Source organism: Isoptericola sp. NPDC019482, assembly GCF_040632295.1.
Lineage (GTDB): Bacteria > Actinomycetota > Actinomycetes > Actinomycetales > Cellulomonadaceae > Isoptericola.
Genome location: NZ_JBEYBQ010000005.1, coordinates 153,590 through 172,102, shown reverse-complemented (window position 1 = coordinate 172,102; position 18,513 = coordinate 153,590). Strand labels below are relative to the sequence as shown.

18 protein-coding genes are annotated in these 18,513 nt (G+C 72.1%); 7 read left to right on the top strand and 11 right to left on the bottom strand.

Going from position 1 to position 18,513, the window contains the following annotated elements:
• Window positions 1-170 precede the first annotated feature (170 nt).
• The 4 genes from ABZ493_RS06165 to ABZ493_RS06150 all read right to left on the bottom strand — a co-directional run bounded on the left by ABZ493_RS06165 (window position 171) and on the right by ABZ493_RS06150 (window position 3,393).
• Window positions 171-1,010, bottom strand: a complete 840-nt coding sequence (locus tag ABZ493_RS06165; RefSeq protein ID WP_430581296.1) for a phage major capsid protein — start codon at window positions 1,008-1,010, stop codon at window positions 171-173.
• A gap of 180 nt (window positions 1,011-1,190) precedes the next feature.
• A complete protein-coding gene (locus ABZ493_RS06160) occupies window positions 1,191-1,625 on the bottom strand; it encodes a hypothetical protein (protein ID WP_430581295.1) in 435 nt (144 codons plus the stop codon).
• A gap of 1,100 nt (window positions 1,626-2,725) precedes the next feature.
• A complete protein-coding gene (locus tag ABZ493_RS06155) occupies window positions 2,726-3,094 on the bottom strand; it encodes a hypothetical protein (RefSeq protein ID WP_430581294.1) in 369 nt (122 codons plus the stop codon).
• A gap of 98 nt (window positions 3,095-3,192) precedes the next feature.
• Window positions 3,193-3,393, bottom strand: coding sequence for a helix-turn-helix domain-containing protein (locus tag ABZ493_RS06150; RefSeq protein WP_430581293.1), 201 nt, complete (start codon window positions 3,391-3,393; stop codon window positions 3,193-3,195).
• 86 nt (window positions 3,394-3,479) lie between these two features.
• On the opposite strand from ABZ493_RS06150, the gene ABZ493_RS06145 reads away from it, so the two are divergent.
• Together ABZ493_RS06145 and ABZ493_RS06140 are read left to right on the top strand one after the other, a co-directional pair.
• Entirely contained in the window at window positions 3,480-4,001 is a 522-nt protein-coding gene (locus ABZ493_RS06145) for a helix-turn-helix transcriptional regulator (RefSeq protein ID WP_430581292.1), read from the top strand.
• Window positions 3,976-5,076, top strand: a complete 1,101-nt coding sequence (locus tag ABZ493_RS06140; RefSeq protein ID WP_430581291.1) for a tyrosine-type recombinase/integrase — start codon at window positions 3,976-3,978, stop codon at window positions 5,074-5,076. Before ABZ493_RS06145 ends, ABZ493_RS06140 begins: the two co-directional genes overlap by 26 nt.
• Here ABZ493_RS06140 and ABZ493_RS06135 read toward each other — a convergent pair.
• Window positions 5,054-5,398 carry a hypothetical protein gene (locus tag ABZ493_RS06135; protein WP_430581290.1) on the bottom strand — a complete coding sequence of 115 codons (345 nt, stop codon included), beginning with the start codon at window positions 5,396-5,398 and terminating at the stop codon, window positions 5,054-5,056. The genes ABZ493_RS06140 and ABZ493_RS06135 overlap by 23 nt on opposite strands.
• A gap of 323 nt (window positions 5,399-5,721) precedes the next feature.
• On the opposite strand from ABZ493_RS06135, the gene ABZ493_RS06130 reads away from it, so the two are divergent.
• Window positions 5,722-6,939: a pyridoxal phosphate-dependent aminotransferase gene (locus tag ABZ493_RS06130; protein ID WP_430581289.1), complete on the top strand. Its 1,218-nt coding sequence runs from the start codon at window positions 5,722-5,724 to the stop codon at window positions 6,937-6,939.
• Between the two features lie 102 nt (window positions 6,940-7,041).
• Here ABZ493_RS06130 and ABZ493_RS06125 read toward each other — a convergent pair whose 3' ends face one another.
• Window positions 7,042-7,671 carry a LysE/ArgO family amino acid transporter gene (locus ABZ493_RS06125; RefSeq protein ID WP_430581288.1) on the bottom strand — a complete coding sequence of 210 codons (630 nt, stop codon included), beginning with the start codon at window positions 7,669-7,671 and terminating at the stop codon, window positions 7,042-7,044.
• An 84-nt stretch (window positions 7,672-7,755) separates the two neighbouring features.
• Here ABZ493_RS06125 and ABZ493_RS06120 point away from each other — a divergent pair, with 84 nt between their 5' ends.
• Entirely contained in the window at window positions 7,756-8,730 is a 975-nt protein-coding gene (locus ABZ493_RS06120) for a LysR family transcriptional regulator ArgP (protein ID WP_430581287.1), read from the top strand.
• Window positions 8,731-8,822: 92 nt separating this feature from the next.
• Here the strand turns inward: ABZ493_RS06120 and ABZ493_RS06115 are convergent, their stop codons facing one another.
• Window positions 8,823-10,097, bottom strand: coding sequence for an LCP family protein (locus ABZ493_RS06115; RefSeq protein WP_430581286.1), 1,275 nt, complete (start codon window positions 10,095-10,097; stop codon window positions 8,823-8,825).
• A gap of 82 nt (window positions 10,098-10,179) precedes the next feature.
• The gene (locus ABZ493_RS06110; protein ID WP_430581285.1) at window positions 10,180-12,471 is read right to left on the bottom strand and encodes an esterase-like activity of phytase family protein; all 2,292 of its coding nucleotides are present in this window, start codon (window positions 12,469-12,471) and stop codon (window positions 10,180-10,182) included.
• A gap of 166 nt (window positions 12,472-12,637) precedes the next feature.
• Here ABZ493_RS06110 and ABZ493_RS06105 point away from each other — a divergent pair, with 166 nt between their 5' ends.
• Window positions 12,638-13,036, top strand: a complete 399-nt coding sequence (locus ABZ493_RS06105) for a helix-turn-helix transcriptional regulator (protein ID WP_430581284.1) — start codon at window positions 12,638-12,640, stop codon at window positions 13,034-13,036.
• Window positions 13,036-14,385, top strand: a complete 1,350-nt coding sequence (locus ABZ493_RS06100) for a permease prefix domain 1-containing protein (protein WP_430581283.1) — start codon at window positions 13,036-13,038, stop codon at window positions 14,383-14,385. Before ABZ493_RS06105 ends, ABZ493_RS06100 begins: the two co-directional genes overlap by 1 nt.
• Before the next feature lie 22 nt (window positions 14,386-14,407).
• On the opposite strand, the gene ABZ493_RS06095 is transcribed toward ABZ493_RS06100, so the two are convergent.
• A complete protein-coding gene (locus ABZ493_RS06095; protein ID WP_430581282.1) occupies window positions 14,408-15,637 on the bottom strand; it encodes a multidrug effflux MFS transporter in 1,230 nt (409 codons plus the stop codon).
• A 92-nt stretch (window positions 15,638-15,729) separates the two neighbouring features.
• Here ABZ493_RS06095 and ABZ493_RS06090 point away from each other — a divergent pair, with 92 nt between their 5' ends.
• Window positions 15,730-16,530, top strand: coding sequence for an SOS response-associated peptidase (locus tag ABZ493_RS06090; protein WP_430581281.1), 801 nt, complete (start codon window positions 15,730-15,732; stop codon window positions 16,528-16,530).
• Window positions 16,531-16,540: 10 nt separating this feature from the next.
• Here ABZ493_RS06090 and ABZ493_RS06085 read toward each other — a convergent pair whose 3' ends face one another.
• Entirely contained in the window at window positions 16,541-17,602 is a 1,062-nt protein-coding gene (locus ABZ493_RS06085) for an adenylate/guanylate cyclase domain-containing protein (RefSeq protein ID WP_430581280.1), read from the bottom strand.
• Window positions 17,603-17,615: 13 nt separating this feature from the next.
• Window positions 17,616-18,491, bottom strand: a complete 876-nt coding sequence (locus ABZ493_RS06080; protein WP_430581279.1) for a biotin--[acetyl-CoA-carboxylase] ligase — start codon at window positions 18,489-18,491, stop codon at window positions 17,616-17,618.
• Window positions 18,492-18,513 lie beyond the last annotated feature (22 nt).

Below are 18,513 nucleotides of genomic sequence, written 5' to 3'. Positions count from 1 at the left end.
CACCGGCGGTGTTCCGGCTTGGACCTTGGGGGGCATCCCCCCTGGTCAGGGCGTTGGTTGCCTTGCGTCACACAAGTCGCTGACCTGCGGGGTTGCTCAGCGATCCCGCGTGCCTGGCTGGCTATAGACCAGGGCGGGTGACGTTGACGCCAGGGTCACGACTGGGTAGGTCACGCGCCGAGGGTGATCTTCTGGACCGCGGCGGCGTGCGGGAAGCCGAACCCGACGCGCATGATCGCCTTGACCGCGACTCGGTCACTCGTGAAGAACACGCTCTTGTCGACCTCGAGAGAGACGTCCTCACGGGTCACGACGAGGACGCGGTCGCGAGGGATTCCCCAGACCGTGCCGACGGTGACAGCGGGCGAGACGTACAGCGGGACACCGTGGATGAGTCGTCGAGTGGGCTGCGTCGGGTCCGAGCCGAGCAGCGGGCGGTTGCTGCCGGTCTGGTCCTTGAGCTGGGCCAGGAGCAGGGCGTCGGCGGGGTTGGCCACGAAGGAGGTGACGTTGGTGCCCACGGTCTCGGTGTTGCTGATGGCCTCGAGGAACGGGTCGAGGTTGGCCCACACGCTGCCAGCGTCCACGGTGCCGACGCCCGACAGGGCACCGAGACCGGACTGGGCAGGCGCCGACTGAGCACCGAAGAACGCCTGGTCGACCCGAGTGGCGATGGACCGTGCCAGGCCGTTGCCCACGATCTCGGCGGCGGCAGGGCTGGAGTCGCTGGCCAGCTCGCGGGTGATCGCGGTGAGGCCGGCGATCTTGGTGGGGGTGATCGAGAGCTCGTCGAGGGTGCCGTCGTCCGGCGTGATCTCGGCGCCCTCAGCCACCCAGGCGGCGGAAGGGTCCTCGGTCACGATCGGGACGTGCATCTGCGTCGAGTTCGTCCCCAGGCCGGTCGAGACCTGGTAGGCGATCGAGCCACGCTGCACGGGCTGAACGATGAGGGGGCCGTAATCGTCGGGGAGGATTCCCGAGACATCGGTGGAAGTGGTGAACATCGTCATGTGATGCTCCTGGGGTCTCAGGCAGCAATAGAGCCGCACGCGGAGGAATGGTGATCCTTCTACGCGGCGGCTCCTGGCCTACCTGCGCTGCCCACCTGGGGCGGCTGAGCGAATGGAATGGGCACCTGGCCCGGCATCCTTGCGCTCATCTCCAAGGATACCGGACCAGGTGCGATATTGCTAACCGCCGAGAACGTCCTGCCAGGTGGTTCCGCCGCTCTTCTCGACCGGGCGTGCACCCTGATCGGCGTGGCCGGCGAAGCGTTTGAAGGACGCGAGTCCCTGCTTGTTCACGGCACTCTGAGCATCGGCGACGAGGCGGCTTCGATCGAGGTTGCCCGTGTCGTCGATGTAGTCGTCCACAGTGGCGCCCGTGAGCCAGAAGGAATCGGGCTTGGCGAGGGTCTTGTCGAGGGCAGCCTCGGCCTGCTCGCGACGAAGGGCCGAGACGGTCTCACGGAGCGTGTCGCGCTCGGCCTCGGTCTCACGGAGCTGTGTGCGGTACTTCGCAGCCTCGCGGCCGGCCTTGCCCGGTTCGGGAGCCTCGGCGGGTGCGTCTGGGGCCTCCTGGACCGCCTCGGGTGCTTCGGTCGGGCTTTCGGTGGTGTCAGCCATGGTTCTCCTTCATGTGTCGTCGGTATGCGGATTTCGCTGCGTGCTCGTGCTTGCAGGTCGGGTCGGGGTGCCTCCCGCAGTTGTCGCACCTGTAGCGGGCAGGGCCGCCGGCTGGAGAGAATCGAACTCGGACCTCGATGTAGCCGTCGGGCACGAAGGCGACGAACTCTCCGGTTCGGCTTGTGAGGATTCGGGTAACGCCTTCAGCACGTATCGGCATCGATGCGCTCCTCGAAATCGTCGCAGTCGCAGGCGCGACACTTCTCGTCGCCGATCCATGCGCGTCCGTGAATACGGAACACGTGCCCACACACGCAATGTGTCGTCAGAGTCGTCATGCTGCGCCTCGCAATCTGGACATGAGGACGGCCTTCGGGTCTGTGGCACCGTCCAGGCTTCGCGCGGTCCGGTGCTTGATCTCGAGGTAGCCCTGCCACGGGTCTCCGTTGCCAAGGCGGTATGCGTGAGTGATCAGCTCGGCTGCACCGATTGGAAGCCATCTCTCTGAAACCAAATCCTCCAACCCCCTCATCGCGTTGTCGTGATGGCCGTGACGGTTCATCGAGACGTCGTCGTCCGGGGAGGGGAGAAGGGATCCCAGGGAGAAGGGAGCGTCCGGCGTGACCGGACGGTTGGGAGACTGTTGACCGTCCGGCGTGACCGGACGGTTCGGAGACTGTTCGGAGACTGTTGGCCGGACGGTTGAACCGTCCGGCGTGACCGGACGGTTGAACGCCAGGGCGTACTCGGTCCGACGGCGCCCGCGACTCGCGTCCGGCTTCGCCAAGAGTGCAGGCCGATGCTCCGTAGGCTCGAGGAGTCGGGCGACTGCTCGTGCGGCAGATGACCGCAGGAGGCCAGACCACTCCGCGAGGTTGTCCATGCCGGGCGCCGAGGTCTTGCCGTCATACGAGTCGCAGGCAAGCACCATGAGTACTCGCCACTCGGCGTCGGTCAGGCGAAAGGAGCGTGGCAGTGCCGCTACAGCGGCCACAGCGGGCCGGCTGCCATCGACCTCCAGTGGATCGCCCATCCTGCCCCCTTTCCGGGGCTCAGGAGCGGCCCCACCTGCCGGCTCTGTCAGGCGGGGCCGCTCGGTCTCAGTTGTCGTCGTCGCTCTCGGGCAGCAGGTTGCTGGGCAGGACGGCGGACACGAACGCCGCCCACTCGATGAGCTGGGCGAGGGACAGGCGCGGGTTGGTGAGCTCCCGACCGAACATGTCGCCGTCGAAGGAGAGCCTCGACGTGAACACCGAGCCGTCGGCCCGCGCGGTCTGGAGTGCCACGAGGCGGATACCCCCGTCGCCGACGTCGGCGATGTAGTTCGCCTCGCTGGTGACGACGCGGTGCCAGGCCTGAGCGGCCTGCTCCCATTCCCACTCGCGCGCCAGGGCCCACGAGGGCGGCTCGACGTTCGGAGCGGGGAAGGTGGGGGTGAAGTTGTCCTGGGTTGTAATGTGGAGGGACATTGCGTACTCCTTCTGGGTGCGAGTGCTTCTGGAGCCGTTGCCGCGGCTCTGGATGTTGAGGGGCCCGGTTGCCGCCGGGCCCTTCGGCCTTTCTGAGATCAAGCCGACTCCTTCATCGCGGCGGCTCGACTGTCCGAGATCCACTTCTCGACGTCGGCCAGGTCGTAGACGACCCGTCGCGCTCCGAGGGTGAAGCTCACTGGGCCCTGGCCTGTGTGCCTGAACCACCTGAGCGTCGGCTCAGGGATCCCCGTCATCTCCGAAACGTCCTTCGTCCGGAGGAGTGTCCTGACTGCCATCTTGCCCCTTCCGCCATTCTTCACTTGCCGTTGGTGGCAACGCTACCCGTTGACGGGGCAGAGCGCAAGCAAGTACCGTTTGCCGCATGGAGCAAGCCCGCGAGAAGGAGATCCCGCGCCACCGGAAGGTGCTGGGGACGTACGTGAGCGACGCGCGCAAGAGCAAGGGCATGACCCAGGCCGAGCTCGCCCAGCACTTGGCCGACTACGGGATGAAGACACATCCGACGTCGATCGCGAAGATCGAGGCGGGTACCCGCGGGGTGACAGTCGACGAGTTGGTTTCGATCGGCGATGCGCTCGGGTGGGAGCCGTACATACTTGAGAACCTGCTGGTGTCGCACTCGCCAGCTGACCAGACCGCGATGACGGCAGGAGACGCGCTGACTGGGGTCTGGCTCAAACTCACGCAGGACATCGGGCAGCTCGAGAAGGCTCGGCGGCTCGTCGTCACGGCACTGGAAAGCGAAGACGTGTCCGCGGGCGTTCGTGAGCGGCTACAAGGGACGCTGGAGTCGAGCACGCTGCAGTGGGCGATAGACGCAGCGGACATCACGGAGCGTGGAGTCGAGGCGTATCTGAATGACTTCGATCAAGAAGCGCCCTGACGGGGTCTGGCGGGCTCGCTACCGCGACGCTGCGGGCAAGGAGCACGCCAAGCACTTCCAGCGGAAGGTCGATGCTCAGAGGTGGCTTGACGAGGTCACCGCAACCATCGTCACGGGCACCTACGCGGACCCGAGGGCGGGGCGCAGGACGTTCGATGCGTGGTGGCGTGAGTGGTCGAGCCGCCAGGTTTGGGAGAACACCACGCAGACGGCCATGGATCTCACACGCCGGTCAGTCACGTTCGGAGACGTGCCGCTCAAGGACATCCGGCCCTCGCATCTCGAGGGCTGGGTGAAGGTGATGTCATCGAAGGGCCTCGCCCCCACGACGGTCGCCTCGAGGATGAACGGCGTTCGCGCGGCATTCAAGGCTGCGATCCGCGACCGACTGATCGTCGTCGACCCGTCAGTGGGCATCGCGCTCCCCCGCCAGCGTCGCCGGGAAGCTGCCATGACTATCCCGACCCCAGAGCAGGTGGGCGCGATCCTCCAGGCGTCCGATCCGTACCGTCGCCCTCTGGTCTACCTGTCGGCGTTCGCCGGTCTGCGGCTCGGTGAGGTAACCGCGGTGAAGGCGGACGACGTCGACTTCCTGCGGCGGCGTCTACACGTCGCACGCCAGGTACAGCGCCTGAAGGGCGGGGGCCTGGTCGAACGAGCTCCGAAGTACGGCTCAGAGCGCGACGTCTATCTGCCCGACGCGATCGTGCAGATGCTCGCCCAGCACCTTGAGGTGTTCGGCACACCCCAGGACGGGTGGCTCGTTATGGCGGGCAACTCCAGCGGCCCACTCCCCCCGACGACGGCGCACGCCTGGTGGACGTCGACCACGCGCATGGCCGGCGTACAGGACATCCGGCATCACGACCTCAGGCACTTCTTTGCCTCGGGCCTTATCGCCGCTGGGTGCGATGTCGTCACGGTGCAGCGGGCGCTCGGGCACTCGAGCGCCACGGTCACGCTCAACACGTACTCGCACCTGTGGCCCACGGCCGAGGACAAGACTCGCGCAGCCACGGCCGCGATGGTCTCTGAGGCGATTCCTGCGGACGCTATGCGGACTGTCCAGGCATGAGAACACCCTGACCAGCACCGATGTTAGGCCGGGGAGAGTTGATCCAGATCTCCTCCACCTCGGGGTCGTCGAGGTAGCGCTGCAGGGGGCCGAGCCCGCCGAGCGCGTCGACCACGGCCCGTGCTGTGCCCTGCGGGTCCACGAGCGCGGGCACGACGCCGCGCGTGGCGCGCTCGGTGTAGTCGGCGGAGGCCTCCGCGACGAGGCGCTCCAGCCCCGGCCGGTCGCGGACCGGGTCGAGGGCGCGACGGCGCACGAGCTCGCGCACCTCGTGCTCGAGCAGTGCGGCGGCGTCGGTGGGCGCCGTCGTGTCGATCGACACTGATCTGTCCTCTCGTCGTGCCCAGCGGGGACGCTGGCGGCGGCAAGGCGGGACCAGGATAGGGGGCCCGAGCAATCGGCTGGGAGCCGCCTGTGGACAAGTCCGGCAGACCGGCCTTCCGGGGCGGCCGGCAGGCCGGGGAGTCTCCCCTAGAAATGCCCTCTGACCTGCGGCGTCACACCGACAAGACGCCCCGCCGCCCGGTCGGCCGGCATCTCGGATCGTGGGCAGGCCGCCGGCGGTGAGCTCGCCCCGGGGCTCCGTCCCCGTCGTCGCGACCCCTCGTTCAGGGGGACGACCGGCCGTCGGGCTAGGGTCGGCCCATGCCGACCTCTCCCCCGTCCGGACGCTGGAACGACGTCGCCCGCGCGACGGGACTGCTCGGGGCGGACGGCGCCGTCGCGCAGACGATCTTCGCGGAGATGACGGCGCTCGCCGCCCGCACCGGCGCGATCAACCTGGGCCAGGGCTTCCCCGACGTCGACGGGCCTGCGTTCATCCGGGACGCCGCGAAGGACGCCATCGACGCGGGACGCAACCAGTACCCGCCCGGCGACGGCGTCCCGGAGCTGCGGCGCGCGATCGCCGACCACCAGCGGCGCCGCTACGGGCTCGACGTCGACCCCGACGGCGAGGTGCTGGTCACCACCGGCGCCACGGAGGCCCTGGCCGCGTCGATCCTCGCCCTCGCCGGTCCCGGCGACGAGGTGGTCACGCTCGAGCCCTACTACGACTCGCACGCCGCGAGCATCGCGCTCGCCGGGGCCACGCACGTGCCCGTGCCGCTCACCGCCGACGGCTTCCGGCTCGACGCCGCCGCCCTGCGCGCCGCGGTCACCCCGCGCACCCGGCTCATCGTGCTCAACACCCCGCACAACCCCACGGGCACGGTGCTCACGCGGGCCGAGCTGGAGCAGGTGGCCGCCGTCGCGCGCGAGGCGGACACCGTCGTCCTCACCGACGAGGTCTACGAGCACCTCACCTTCGACGACGCCGTGCACGTGCCGATCGCGACCCTGCCGGGCATGGCGGAGCGCACCCTCACCGTCTCCTCCAGCGGCAAGACGTTCAGCCTCACGGGTTGGAAGGTCGGCTGGGTGCACGGCCCGGCCCAGCTCGTCACGGCCGTGCGGACGGTCAAGCAGTTCCTCACCTACACGTCCGGCGCGCCCTTCCAGCCCGCCATCGCGCAGGCGCTCGCGGACGACGACGCACCGCGTGCGCTGGCCGCGTCGCTCGCCTCCCGCCGGGACCTGCTGTGCGACGGCCTGACCGCCGCCGGGTTCGACGTCGTCGTCCCCGAGGGCACGTACTTCGTCGTCGCGGACGGCGCGCACCTGCTGGAGCGGCTCGGCGCCGCCGACGGGCACGAGCTGTGCCGTCGGCTCCCCGAGCTCGCCGGCGTCGTCGGCGTCCCCGTCTCCGCGTTCTGCCGCGCCGGCTCGACGACGGCGCAGGCGCTCGCGTCGCGCGTGCGGTTCACGTTCGTCAAGCGGGAGGACGTGCTGCGCGACGCCGTCGACCGCCTGCACCGCCTCTGACCCTGCTCCCGCCGCGCCGGCCCCGATCTGTTCGGCAGCGCGTCCGTCTGTTCGGCACGAGGCCATGCCGAACAGACGGAGGAGGTGCCGAAGTGACGGGCTCTACGCCGCGAGCGCCGGCAGCACCAGGCTCACGGCGACGACCAGCATGATGCCGGCGACGACGCCGTCGACGACGCGCCACGCACCGGGCCGGGCGAGCACCGGGGCGAGCAGCCGCGCGCCGTAGCCGAGGCCGATGAACCACAGGATGCTGGAGACGACCGCGCCGGCGGTGAACAACCAGCGCGCGTCGCCGTACGACGCCGCGAGCGACCCCTGCAGCACCACGGTGTCCAGGTACACGTGCGGGTTGAGCCAGGTGAGCGCGAGCGCCGTGAGCAGCACGGGCCGCGCGCGCCGTCCGGCGTCGGCGACCGCGCCGTCCGACGCGGCGGCCAGCCCCGCCTCGTCGCCACGGAACGCCCGCCGCGCCGCGAGGGCTCCGTACCCGAGCACGACGGCGGCGCCGGCCCACCGCGCGACCTCGACGACGGCGGGGTGGCTCACGACGAGCGCCCCGAGCCCGGCGGTCCCGGCCAGGTAGAGCACGACGTCGGACGCCGCGCACACGGCGACGACGAGGCCCACGTGCTCGCGGCGCACGCCCTGGCGCAGCACGAAGGCGTTCTGCGCGCCGATGGCGACGATGAGGGACAGACCGAAGCCGAAGCCGGCGAGGAGGGTGAGCACCCCTCGACGCTAGGTCCGCGGAGACATGAAGTCCATCTACGGTTTCTTCATCCGATCAAGCATTTCTTCATCTACCGTGGGGGCATGCGATGGGACTCCCGCCAGCTCGAGGCGCTCGCCGCCGTCGTCACCGAGGGATCGTTCGAGGCCGCGGCCCGTGCGCTGCACGTCACGCCGTCGGCGGTCAGCCAGCGTGTCCGCGCGCTCGAGAACGCCGCGGGCTCCGTGCTGGTGCGCCGCACGCGCCCGGTCGCGCCGACCGAACCAGGGCGCACGCTGCTGCGCCTGGCGCGCCAGGTCGAGCTGCTCGGCGCGGAGGCGAGCCGCGAGCTCGGGCCGAGGGACGCCGACGACGACGGCACCGGCGCCCCGCCGCGGCCGGTCAGCGTGCCGCTGGCGGTCAACGGAGACTCGCTGGCCACCTGGGTGATGCCGGCTCTGGCCCGCGTGGACGGCGTCTGCTTCGACCTCTACCGCGAGGACCAGGACCGCACGGTCGACCTGCTTCCGGCCGGCGTCGTCATGGCCGCGATCACCTCGCAGCGCGAGCCTGTGCAGGGATGCACGTCCGAGCCCCTCGGCATCACCCGCTACCGCCCGGCCGCCGCGGGGTCGGTGATCGCGCGCTGGTTCCCCGACGGCCCCACCATCGAGGCCCTGGGCCGCGCCCCGATGATCGTGTTCAACCGCGCCGACGACCTGCAGGACGCCTGGCTGCGGCGACAGGCCGCCGCGGCCGGCACCGCCGTCCCGAGCCCGCCACGCCACCACGTGCCGAGCACGTCCGAGTACATGGACGCGATCCGTCGCGGCCTCGGTTGGGGCATGTGGGGCCCGCTGCCGGCCCCCGACGCGCATTTCGGGGTTCTCGACGACGGCCCGGTCGGCGGACGCGACACCCGGCGCGAGCACGGTGGAGCGGCCGTGCGGCTGCTGGCGGACGACGCCGTCGTCGACGTCCCGCTCTACCTGCAGCAGTGGAAGCTGCGCTCCACGGTGCTGGACCGGGTCACCGAGGCCCTGCGGCTCGAGGCGCGCCGCGCCCTGCCACAGTCCTGACCTGACCTGACCGAACTTCGACCAAGCGATCTCTCGCGGCATGCGCGTGCATGCCGCGAGAGATCACTAGGTGGAGGGCCGTTCCGCGGCGGTCAGGCGCAGACGCCCGGCAGGAGGGACGGGCTGGGCGACGGGTCGGGCGAGTCGTCGTCGCTGTCCTTGCCCTCGCTGTCGTCCTGCCCGTCGTCCTGCCCGTCGTCCTGCCCGTCGGGCGACGGGACGTCGTCGTCGACGGCGGTGGCGTCCGACGGCGACGCGCTGCCCGCGTCCTGGTCCGGCTCGGACGTCCCCGGCGGTGCCTTGTCGGCGCGGATCCGCTCCCAGATCGCGTCGGCCTCCGAGGTCCACTCGACCCGGCCGGGCTGGCTCACCGAGTCGACGACGGGCACCGAGGTGAAGACGATGCGCGACGGGTCGATGTCGCGGATGCTCCACGCCAGACCCGCGAGCGCCGTCGGGCTCGCGAGGTCGGGGTCCGTGGAGATGGAGCCGAGGATCTCGCGCACCATCCGGTACAGGCGGGGCGAGTCGGTGATGATGTTCTGCGACAGGATCTCGCGCATCGCGGCGTCGAAGAACGCCTGCTGCCGCTCGATGCGCTTGAGGTCGCTGCCGATCTCCAGGCCCATGCCCTCGCCCTTGCGGGCACGCAGGAAGTTGATCGCGGTGTACCCGTCGAGCTTCTGCTTCCCCTCGGGCAGGTCGAGGTCCACGCGCCGGCCCTTGACCGGCTCGGGGAGGCACATCGTGACCCCGCCGATGGCGTCGACGACGCCGATCACGCCGGTCATCTGCACGACGACGTGGTCCGAGACGCGCACCCCGGTGAGCTTCTCGACGGTGCGGATGGTGCAGGCAGCAGCGCCGGTGACGTCCTTGTCCGGCCCGCCGCCCAGCGCGAACGAGGTGTTGAACATGGCCCCCGACTGCGGCGCGGTCTCGCCGCCGCCGGGAAGCTTGCAGGCGGGGATGTCGACGAGGGAGTCGCGCGGGACGGACACGGCCTCGATGCGGCTGCGGTCGCCGGACAGGTGCACCAGCAGCGTCGTGTCCGAGTGGAACTCGTCGCCGGACCCCGCGATCTTGGCGTTGGCCTCGTCCCGGAAGTCCGTGCCCATCACCAGGATGTTGAGGTCCTTGCCCGCGAACGGGTCGCTGGGGTCCTGCTCGACCGGCACCTCGGGCGGGCGGTCGTCGCCGGCGAGCAGGTCGTCGACGTCGGACACGCCGATCTGGGAGCGCAGGTCGACGAACGACGCGACCGCGGTCGCCGCCACGAACGCCACCACCGCGGTGACGACGAGGGCGATCGTGCGGGCGACCCGGTGCGAGGCGAGGCTTGACGCGTGCCGTGGCAGGGTCCGCACAAGCGCGATCATAGGGCCTGAGCAGCACGTTCGCGCGAGGGGTGGCCCCGGCGGGCGGCGGGTTCACCCCTCGCGCGACGGGTCAGCCCCGGGCTGCGACGGCGTCGGCGGCGAGGCCCGGCTGGTCCGAGAACACGCCGTCCAACCCGGTGTCGAGGAACGCGTCGAGCTCGCCGGCGAGGTCGCCGCGCTCGGCGGGGTCCGCCGAGGAGCGGTATTCGGCCGGCAGGAACTGGTTCTCGGCGCGGAACGTCCAGGCGTAGGCCTCGAGCCCGGCACGGTGCGCGTCGCGGACCACCGAGGTGGGCCGCCCGAGCGTGCCGTCCGCGGCGCGCGGCACGACCACGTTCTTCTCGAGGCTCACGATGTCGAGGTAGCGGGCCAGGTCGCGCAGGCCGCGCGGGGTGACGAGGTCCGCGTAGGTGCGCGGGTCGCCGGCGGCCACCAGGTCGTACGGGGCCCCGCTGGCGGACACGTTGAGCGCGAGGCGTACGTCGGTGCGCCGGTCCAGCTCGCGCAGGTTCGTCGTCTCGAACGACTGCACGACGACGGGCGCGCGCCGCGAGTCGAGGCCGTTCGCGGCGAGCTCGTCCACCAGGGGGTCGGTCAGCGGCAGCCCGATCGACGCGAAGTAGCTGGGGTGCTTGGTCTCCGGCGCCACGCCGACCGGCTGCCCGTCGCACGTCTCCGAGTGCCGGGCGAGGTCGAGCACCTCGTCGAGGGTGGGCACCTGGTACAGCCCGTCGTAGGCCGTGTTGGCGGGGCGCAGCTCGGGCAGCCGCTCGACGGCGCGCAGCGTGCGCAGCTCCGCGAGCGTGAAGTCCTCGGTGAACCAGCCCGTGACCGGCGTGCCGTCGATCGTCTTCGTGGTGCGACGGTCGGCGAACTCGGGGTGCTCGGCGACGTCGGTGGTGCCGCCGATCTCGTTCTCGTGCCGGGCCACGAGCACGCCGTCCTTGGTGGGCACGACGTCCGGCTCGATGACGTCCGCGCACTGGACGATGGCCTGCTCGTAGGCGGCGAGCGTGTGCTCGGGCCGGTCGCCGGAGGCGCCGCGGTGCCCGACGACGGTCACGCCGTCGTCCCGGGTGCGCTGCTTCTCCAGGTCGATCACGACCATCTCGGTGTCGTCCGGCGTCCCGGGGTTGCGGGCAGCGTTGCCGGGGTAGTTGTTGTCGTTGCCGATGAGGACGCGGCCGTCGCGCAGCCGCAGCACGGTCTCGAACGACTGCACGGGCAGCGCGTACGTGTCGCCCAGGCCGTAGCCCTCCCCCGCGTCGATGCCGTCGGGGTTCTCCACCCGCAGCGCGTCGAGGACGAGCTCCTTGCGCAGGTATCCCCTACCGTCCGCGCCGTCCCGGTCCGTCTCGCTCAGGTCGATCTCGTACACGCGCTTGGTGACCGAGGCGGGCCCCTCGAAGTCGTCCCGCTCCACGACCCAGAACGAGTCCTTGCCGACGGCGAACGCGTCGCCGAGCACGTTGGCCTCCTGGTCGGCCTGGTAGTCCCAGGTGCGGCCGGTGTACGCGCCGCGGCGGGTGTCGAACTCGTGGACGACGCGGCGGCGCTGGTCGGCGTCGTCGGCGAGGGCGCCCTCGAGCACCGGGTACAGGTAGCGCCCGCCCTTGACCCCGGCCATCGCCTCGAAGCCGCGGCTGGCGCGCACCGTGGGCTCCTCGCCGTCGGCGAGGTACGGGTTCTGCGGCGACCTCAGGCCGCCCGGCAGCTCGTACGGCTTCTCCAGGAGCGTGCCGTCCGCGTCGAAGTGCAGCAGGAACGGGCCGAACTCCTCGCCCACCCAGAGCGTGCCGTCGTCGGCCCGCACGACGGACTCGACGTCGAAGTCGGCGCCGGTGAGCAGCCGCTCCTCGGTGTCGCCGCGGACGATGTCGAAGTCCAGCACGTGGTTCTCGTCGTTGTAGGAGATGTGGTCGAGCACCTCGATGTCGCCCGAGCCGGAGCCGTCGCGCCCCGTGTCCCAGTGGGGCTCGACGAGGTAGCTGCGCAGCAGGAAGTCAGCGGAGTTGCCCTGGCTGCCGAAGCCGTTGTCCGGCTGCGCCCAGAAGGTCCCGTCGCCGTTGTCCACCATCGCCGAGAAGCCCGGGATCACCTGACCGTCCCAGGGGCCCTGCCGGCCGTTGGCGGCTGATGCCTGGGCCCCGGACGCCGGCCCCTCGGCGAGGAAGTCCGCGGACAGCGTCGCGCGGCCCTCGAGGGTCGGTACGAGGTGGGTCGTGACCCGGCCGTGCCGGTCGGGCCCGGACGGTCGGTCGTCGTGGCGGCCGCCCGCGACGGCGGCGGTGCTCGCGGTGGTGAGGGCGACGGCGGCGGCGGTCCCGACCGCGGCGGCGCGGAGCAGCAGTGATCGACTCATGGCCCGATCCCAGCGGCGCCCCACGACGGCCCGCCCAACCCCGGATGAACCCTGACCGTCCGCTGGATGACGTTCCCGTGCCGCCCGGACGGTGCACCCCCTCCCGAGCGATGCCTAGATCTGCTAGGTTCAGCATCCCTAGCAGATCTAGACATAGGAGCCCTAGGTGCGCTTCGACAAGGACCTGGTGGCGGCGTCCGCCACCCCGCTGGTGCTCGGCATCCTCGCGGAGGGCGAGTCGTACGGGTACGCCATCCTCAAGCGGGTCACCGAGCTCTCCGGCGGCCGCATGCAGTGGACCGACGGGATGCTCTACCCCCTGCTGCACCGGCTCGAGCGCCTGGGCCTGGTCGTCGCGACGTGGGGCACCTCAGAGGCCGGTCGCCGCCGCAAGCACTACGCCCTCACCGCGGCCGGGCGCGACGCGCTCGTCGAGCGCCAGGAGCAGTGGACCGTCGTCGCCGACGTGCTGCACCAGGTCTGGCGGTCTGCCCAGCAGGCGGCACAGGCCACACAGCCCTTGCAGCCCATGGCCCGCCCCGCCGTCGCGGAGGGCTGGGCCTGATGGCCTCCCGCGAGCGCCTCGAGGCGCAGATCGACCAGTGGCGCTCGTACGTGCAGCGCCACCGCGCCATCGCGCCCGCCGACGTGGACGAGATGGAGGACCACCTGCGCGGCCGGGTCGACGACCTCACCGCGACCGGGCTCGACGACGACGAGGCGTTCCTCGTCGCGGTGCGCCGCATGGGCAACCTCGACGCCGTCTCGCACGAGTTCGCCCGCGAGCACTCCGAGCGCCTCTGGAAGCAGCTCGTCCTCGTCCCCGACGGCCCCCCGCAGGAGTCGGCGCCCGCCTGGCGCGAGCTCGCCGTCGTCCTCGCCCTCGCCGTCGGCGCGGGGATCGCGGTGAAGGTGGCGCTCGCCGCGTTCGACACGGACTCCGCGCTGCTGCGCAACGTGCCGCTCATGACGGCGCCGTTCCTGGCCGCGTACTTCGTGTGGAAGCGCCGCGTCGCGTGGCGCGTGGTCGCGGCCCTGCTGGTCCCGTACGCGCTGCTCGCCGTCGTGCTCAACGTCTACCCGTACGTCGACACGGGGTCGACCGTCGTCCTCGCCGCGATCCACGCCCCCGTCGTGCTGTGGGCACTGGTCGGCGTGGTCTACGTGGGCGGCCGCTGGCGGGACCAGGACCCGCGGATGGACTTCGCGCGCTTCACCGGCGAGCTCGTCGTCTATGTCACGCTGCTCGCGATCGGCGGCGGGGTGCTGCTGGGCCTCACGGCCGCGACGCTGAGCCTCGTCGGCGTGGACATCGAGCCCGCGATGGAGAGCTGGATCATGCCGTTCGCGGTGCCGGGGGCCGTCGTCGTCGGGGCGTGGCTCGTCGAGGCGAAGCAGGACGTCGTCGAGAACATCGCCCCCGTGCTCACCCGCGTCTTCACGCCGCTGACGACGGTGATGCTGCTGGTGACGCTCGTCGTCCTGCTCGGCGCCGGCGGCCTGGCCGACGTCGAGCGCGAGCTGCTCATCCTCATGGACGCGATCCTCGTGCTGGTGCTGTGCCTGCTGCTGTACTCCGTCTCGGCGCGCGACTCGCTGGCCCGGCCGGGCTGGTTCGACGGGCTGCAGCTCGTGCTGGTCGCGTCGGCCCTCGCCGTCGACGCCGTCGCGCTCACCGCGATGCTCACCCGCATCGCCGAGTTCGGCTTCAGCCCCAACAAGGTGGCCGCGCTCGGCCTGAACCTGCTGCTCCTGGTGCACCTGGCCCGGTCCGGGCTGCTGCTGCTCGACTTCCTGCGCGACCGGCGGCCGTTCGGCGCGCTGGTCCGGTGGCAGACGCGCTTCCTGCCGGTCTACGCGGTGTGGGCGCTCGTCGTGGTGGTGACCTTCGGACCGGTCTTCGGCTTCGCCTAGGACGCCGTCGGCCCCGCGCCCGTCAGGCCAGCTTGACCCAGCCGTCCTTGCGGTAGGCGGGCGTCGCGAACGCGAGCACGGCGATCGCACAGGCGAGCGCGACGAGCATCACCCACGACATCGCGACGGCGTCGCCGCCGAGGACGCCCACGAGCGGCGAGACGAGGCCGGCGACGCCGGACTGCACGGCGCCGATGACGGCGGCGGCGGTGCCGGCGCGCTCGCCGTGCCGGGACAGCGCGATGGCCGACGCGTTGGCGGGGATCAGCCCCTGGAAGGCGAGCACGACCCACAGCATCGCGAGGAGGCCGATCAGCCCGCCGGCGCCGGTGAGGGCCACCGCCAGCAGCCCGACCGCGACCACGCCCTGGATCGCGAGCGCGGTGCGCAGCAGCCGGATGGGCGCGACGCGCCGCACGAGGGCCGCGTTCACCTGCGCGGACAGCACCAGCCCGAGGCCGTTGACGGCGAACAGCACGGAGAACTGACCGTGGCTCAGGCCGTAGCCCTCCTGGAAGATGAACGGCGAGCCGACGACGTAGCTCATCAGCACCGCCTGCCCGAGGCCCGGGATGACGGCGAGCGCCATGAACTGCTTGTCCTTGACCAGCGTCCGGTAGCCCGCGAACACGCTCCGGGCGCCGCCGGTCTGCCGGCGCGCGGCCGGCAGCGTCTCCGGCATGAACCGCCACACGACGACCCCCATCGCGACGCCCGCGAGCGCCAGGAAGCCGAAGACCCAGCGCCAGCCGGCCGCGGCGGCCACCGCGGAGCCGAAGGTCGGCGCCAGCATCGGCGCGACGCCGATGACGAGCATGAGGCGGGACAGGATGCGCGCGGCCTCGGCGCCGACGAACCGGTCGCGCACCACCGCCATCGCGGCCACGCCGCACGCCGCGTTGAAGAAGCCCTGCATCAGGCGCAGGGCCACGAGGATCGTCATGTTCGGCGCGAAGGCGCACAGGATCGACGTGACCACGTGCAGCGCCAGGCCCCACATGAGCGGCGCGCGCCGCCCGAACCGGTCGGACAGCGGCCCGATGGTGAGCTGGCCCAGGGCGCCGCCGATGAGCATCACGGAGACGGAGAGCTGCGCGAACGAGGCGGAGGACCCCAGGTCGGTCGCCACCTCGGGCAGCGACGGCAGGTACATGTCGACGGTGAACGCGGGCAGCGCCGCGAGGGCGCCGAGCATGATGACCCAACGGTACGGAGAGCGGGCGCGCGGAAGTCTCGCGGAGTCGTCGGGCATGGTCGCCATCGTATCGAATCGTTACGACCGCGCCCAGGCCGATTCGACCGGCAGCCCGGACGGCTGTCGGTGGGATGCGTCACGATGGACCCATGTGCGGCCGCTACGCGTCCTTCCGCGACGCCCAGGACATCGCCGACGACCTCGCCGTCGCCGAGATCGCGGAGGACGCGCGCCTCCTGCCCCCGTCGTGGAACGTCGCCCCCACCGACCCCGTGCGCATCGTCGTCGAGCGCCCGCAGCGGCTCGAGGGCGGCCAGACCGGCGAGATCACCCGCTCGCTGCGCCTGGCGCGCTGGGGGCTCGTGCCGTCGTGGGCCAAGGACCCGTCGATCGGCGCGCGCATGATCAACGCGCGCACCGAGACCCTCCTCGACAAGTCCGCGTTCGCGAAGCCCCTCGGCGTCCGGCGCTGCCTGCTGCCGGCCGACGGCTACTACGAGTGGCGCAAGCTCGAGCTGCCGCCCGGGACCCCCGCGAAGGGCGCGTCGAAGGGCAAGGTGCCGAAGCAGCCGTACTGGATCCACCCGGACGACGGCGGCGTCGCGGCGCTCGCCGGGCTCTACGAGTTCTGGCGCGACCGGACCAGGGCGGACGACGACCCCGACCGCTGGCTCGTCTCCGCGACGGTCATCACCACGGCGGCGTCGCAGGACCTGGAGCGCATCCACGACCGCATGCCCGTCGTGCTGCCCCGGGCGTCGTGGGACGCGTGGCTGGACCCGGCCGTCGGGGCCGAGCAGGCGATGGGGATCGTCACGGGCCCGCAGGTCGGCATGGCCACGCGGCCGGTGGGCGACGCCGTGGGGTCCGTGCGGAACAACCGGCCGTCGCTCATCGACGTCGACCCCGACCCGCGGGACCCCGACGTGGTCGCCGCGGGCCGCGACTGAGGAGCCCCGGTCAGGCCCCGGTGTACGCGCGCTGCAGCCGCACCGGCGTGATCTCGCCGATGCCCTGCACCTCCTGCGGCGGCTGCGCCGTGAGGGCGTAGCGCGACGACGACGCGAGCAGGGACGCGGTGTGCGGGTCCACCAGCACGGTGGCGGGCTCGGCGAGCTCCGTGATGCGCGAGGCGAGGTTGACGTCCGAGCCGAACACGTCGCCGAACCGCGACAGCACCCGCCCCCACACGAACCCGACGCGCACGGGGATCTCCGTGTCGGTCGCGTGCGGTGCCGCCAGGCCGAGCGCCACCTCGGCGCCCGTGGTCACGTCGTCGGCCACGAACAGCACCGCGTCGCCGATGGTCTTGACGACGCGCCCGCCGGCCTCGGTGATGACGTCGCGGGCGCGGGACTCGAAGAGCTGCACGAACTCCGACAGCTCCTGCGACCCGAGGCCCGCGGTGCGCTTGGTGAACGACACGATGTCCGCGAAGCCGACCGCGCGCGGCAGCGGCAGCTCGTCGCCGTGGGCCTCCTGGGTGCCGCGGCGCGCGCCGCCGAACTCGGTGGCGAGGCGCCCGGTGAGCGCGGCGAGCTGGCGTCGCCAGGCGTGCTCGAGCTGGCGGGAGAGCTGCGAGGTGAGGTCCGGCATGCGATCGATGGCGGCCAGCCGCGCGCTCACGTCGTCCAGGCCGTCGCGGCGGCTGAGGTGCTCGACGAACGCCTCCACCTGCCACAGGGCGAGCCGGTCGGTGGTGTGCCCGAGGGAGCGGATGAGCGTCATCTGGGCCTGCTCGTCGAGCCGCTCGGCGTCCACGAGCTCGCCGATCTCGCGCAGCGCCTGCATGTCCGCGTCGGTGAAGCCCACCTCGGTGGGGTGGGTGACGGGAAGCCCCAGCCAGCGCCAGTAGTTCTCGATGAACTCCTGCGACAGCCCGGTGCCCTTCACGAGGTCCGACAGCGTGTACCGGCGCGGGCCGCCGAGGATCGCCTCGTCCAGCCGGGCCGCGGTGTCCCCCGCCCGCCGGGCGTCGTCGTCCGTCGGCAGTCCGGGTCCCGTCGTGGTGTCGCTCGTCACGCCCCCACTGTAGTCAGCGCCCGCTGTGCCCCGGCTGGGAGCGGCGCAGGTGGTGCACGTCGCCGGCGGTGACGGCCCGCTCGCCCCCGGCCGTCCGCAGGACCAGGGCGCCGTCGCCGTCGACCCGGAGCGCCTCGCCCTCGACCACGTCGGCGCCCCCGGCGAGCTCGGCCCGCACCGAGTGTCCGAGCGTGGCCGATCGCGCCGCGTACGCCGTGGCGAGCCCGGCCGCGGCGGCGTCCCCGCCGGCGGCCTCCAGGTCCGCCACGACGGCGGCGAGCTCGCGCACCAGCGCGCCGAGCAGGGCGCCGCGGTCCGCGTCGGCACCGGCCAGGGCCAACGACGTCGCGGTCGGTACGGGCAGCTCGTCCGACGCCTGGTCCACGTTCAGCCCGACGCCGACCACGACGGCGGCGGGCCCCTGACCGGCCGGGGCGGGCACCACCTCGGCCAGCACGCCCGCCACCTTGCGGAACGGCCCCAACCCGGCCGCGTCGTCGGCGGCCGGCAGCAGCACGTCGTTGGGCCACTTCACTGCGGCCCCGGGCACGCCGGCGGCGTCGACCGCGCGCGCGACGGCGAGCCCCGCGAGCAGGGGCAGCCAGCCGAGCCGGTCCGGCGCCACCCGGGGCCGCAGCAGCACCGAGACCGTGAGCGCGGCCCGCGGCGGTGTCGCCCACGCGCGCCCCGCCCGGCCGCGCCCGGAGACCTGGTGCTCGGCGACGAGGGCCGCGGGCGCGGGCCACTCCTCGGGCGCGGCGCGGACGGCCCCGACCAGCTCGGTGTTGGTCGAGGCGGAGACGTCGACGACGTCGAGGCGCGCGAGGGGGCCGGCGGGGACGACCAGGTCGCGGCGCAGGGCGGGGACGTCGAGCGGGGGCCGATGCATGGTCCGATCCTTCCCGATGCAG

Coding starts and splice junctions, on each gene's coding strand:
- ABZ493_RS06165 (WP_430581296.1), bottom strand. CDS start 1,010: ATGACGATGTTCACCACTTCCACCGATGTCTCGGGAATCCTCCCCGAC.
- ABZ493_RS06160 (WP_430581295.1), bottom strand. CDS start 1,625: ATGGCTGACACCACCGAAAGCCCGACCGAAGCACCCGAGGCGGTCCAG.
- ABZ493_RS06155 (WP_430581294.1), bottom strand. CDS start 3,094: ATGTCCCTCCACATTACAACCCAGGACAACTTCACCCCCACCTTCCCC.
- ABZ493_RS06150 (WP_430581293.1), bottom strand. CDS start 3,393: ATGGCAGTCAGGACACTCCTCCGGACGAAGGACGTTTCGGAGATGACG.
- ABZ493_RS06145 (WP_430581292.1), top strand. CDS start 3,480: ATGGAGCAAGCCCGCGAGAAGGAGATCCCGCGCCACCGGAAGGTGCTG.
- ABZ493_RS06140 (WP_430581291.1), top strand. CDS start 3,976: ATGACTTCGATCAAGAAGCGCCCTGACGGGGTCTGGCGGGCTCGCTAC.
- ABZ493_RS06130 (WP_430581289.1), top strand. CDS start 5,722: ATGCCGACCTCTCCCCCGTCCGGACGCTGGAACGACGTCGCCCGCGCG.
- ABZ493_RS06120 (WP_430581287.1), top strand. CDS start 7,756: ATGCGATGGGACTCCCGCCAGCTCGAGGCGCTCGCCGCCGTCGTCACC.
- ABZ493_RS06110 (WP_430581285.1), bottom strand. CDS start 12,471: ATGAGTCGATCACTGCTGCTCCGCGCCGCCGCGGTCGGGACCGCCGCC.
- ABZ493_RS06100 (WP_430581283.1), top strand. CDS start 13,036: ATGGCCTCCCGCGAGCGCCTCGAGGCGCAGATCGACCAGTGGCGCTCG.
- ABZ493_RS06095 (WP_430581282.1), bottom strand. CDS start 15,637: ATGCCCGACGACTCCGCGAGACTTCCGCGCGCCCGCTCTCCGTACCGT.
- ABZ493_RS06090 (WP_430581281.1), top strand. CDS start 15,730: ATGTGCGGCCGCTACGCGTCCTTCCGCGACGCCCAGGACATCGCCGAC.
- ABZ493_RS06080 (WP_430581279.1), bottom strand. CDS start 18,491: ATGCATCGGCCCCCGCTCGACGTCCCCGCCCTGCGCCGCGACCTGGTC.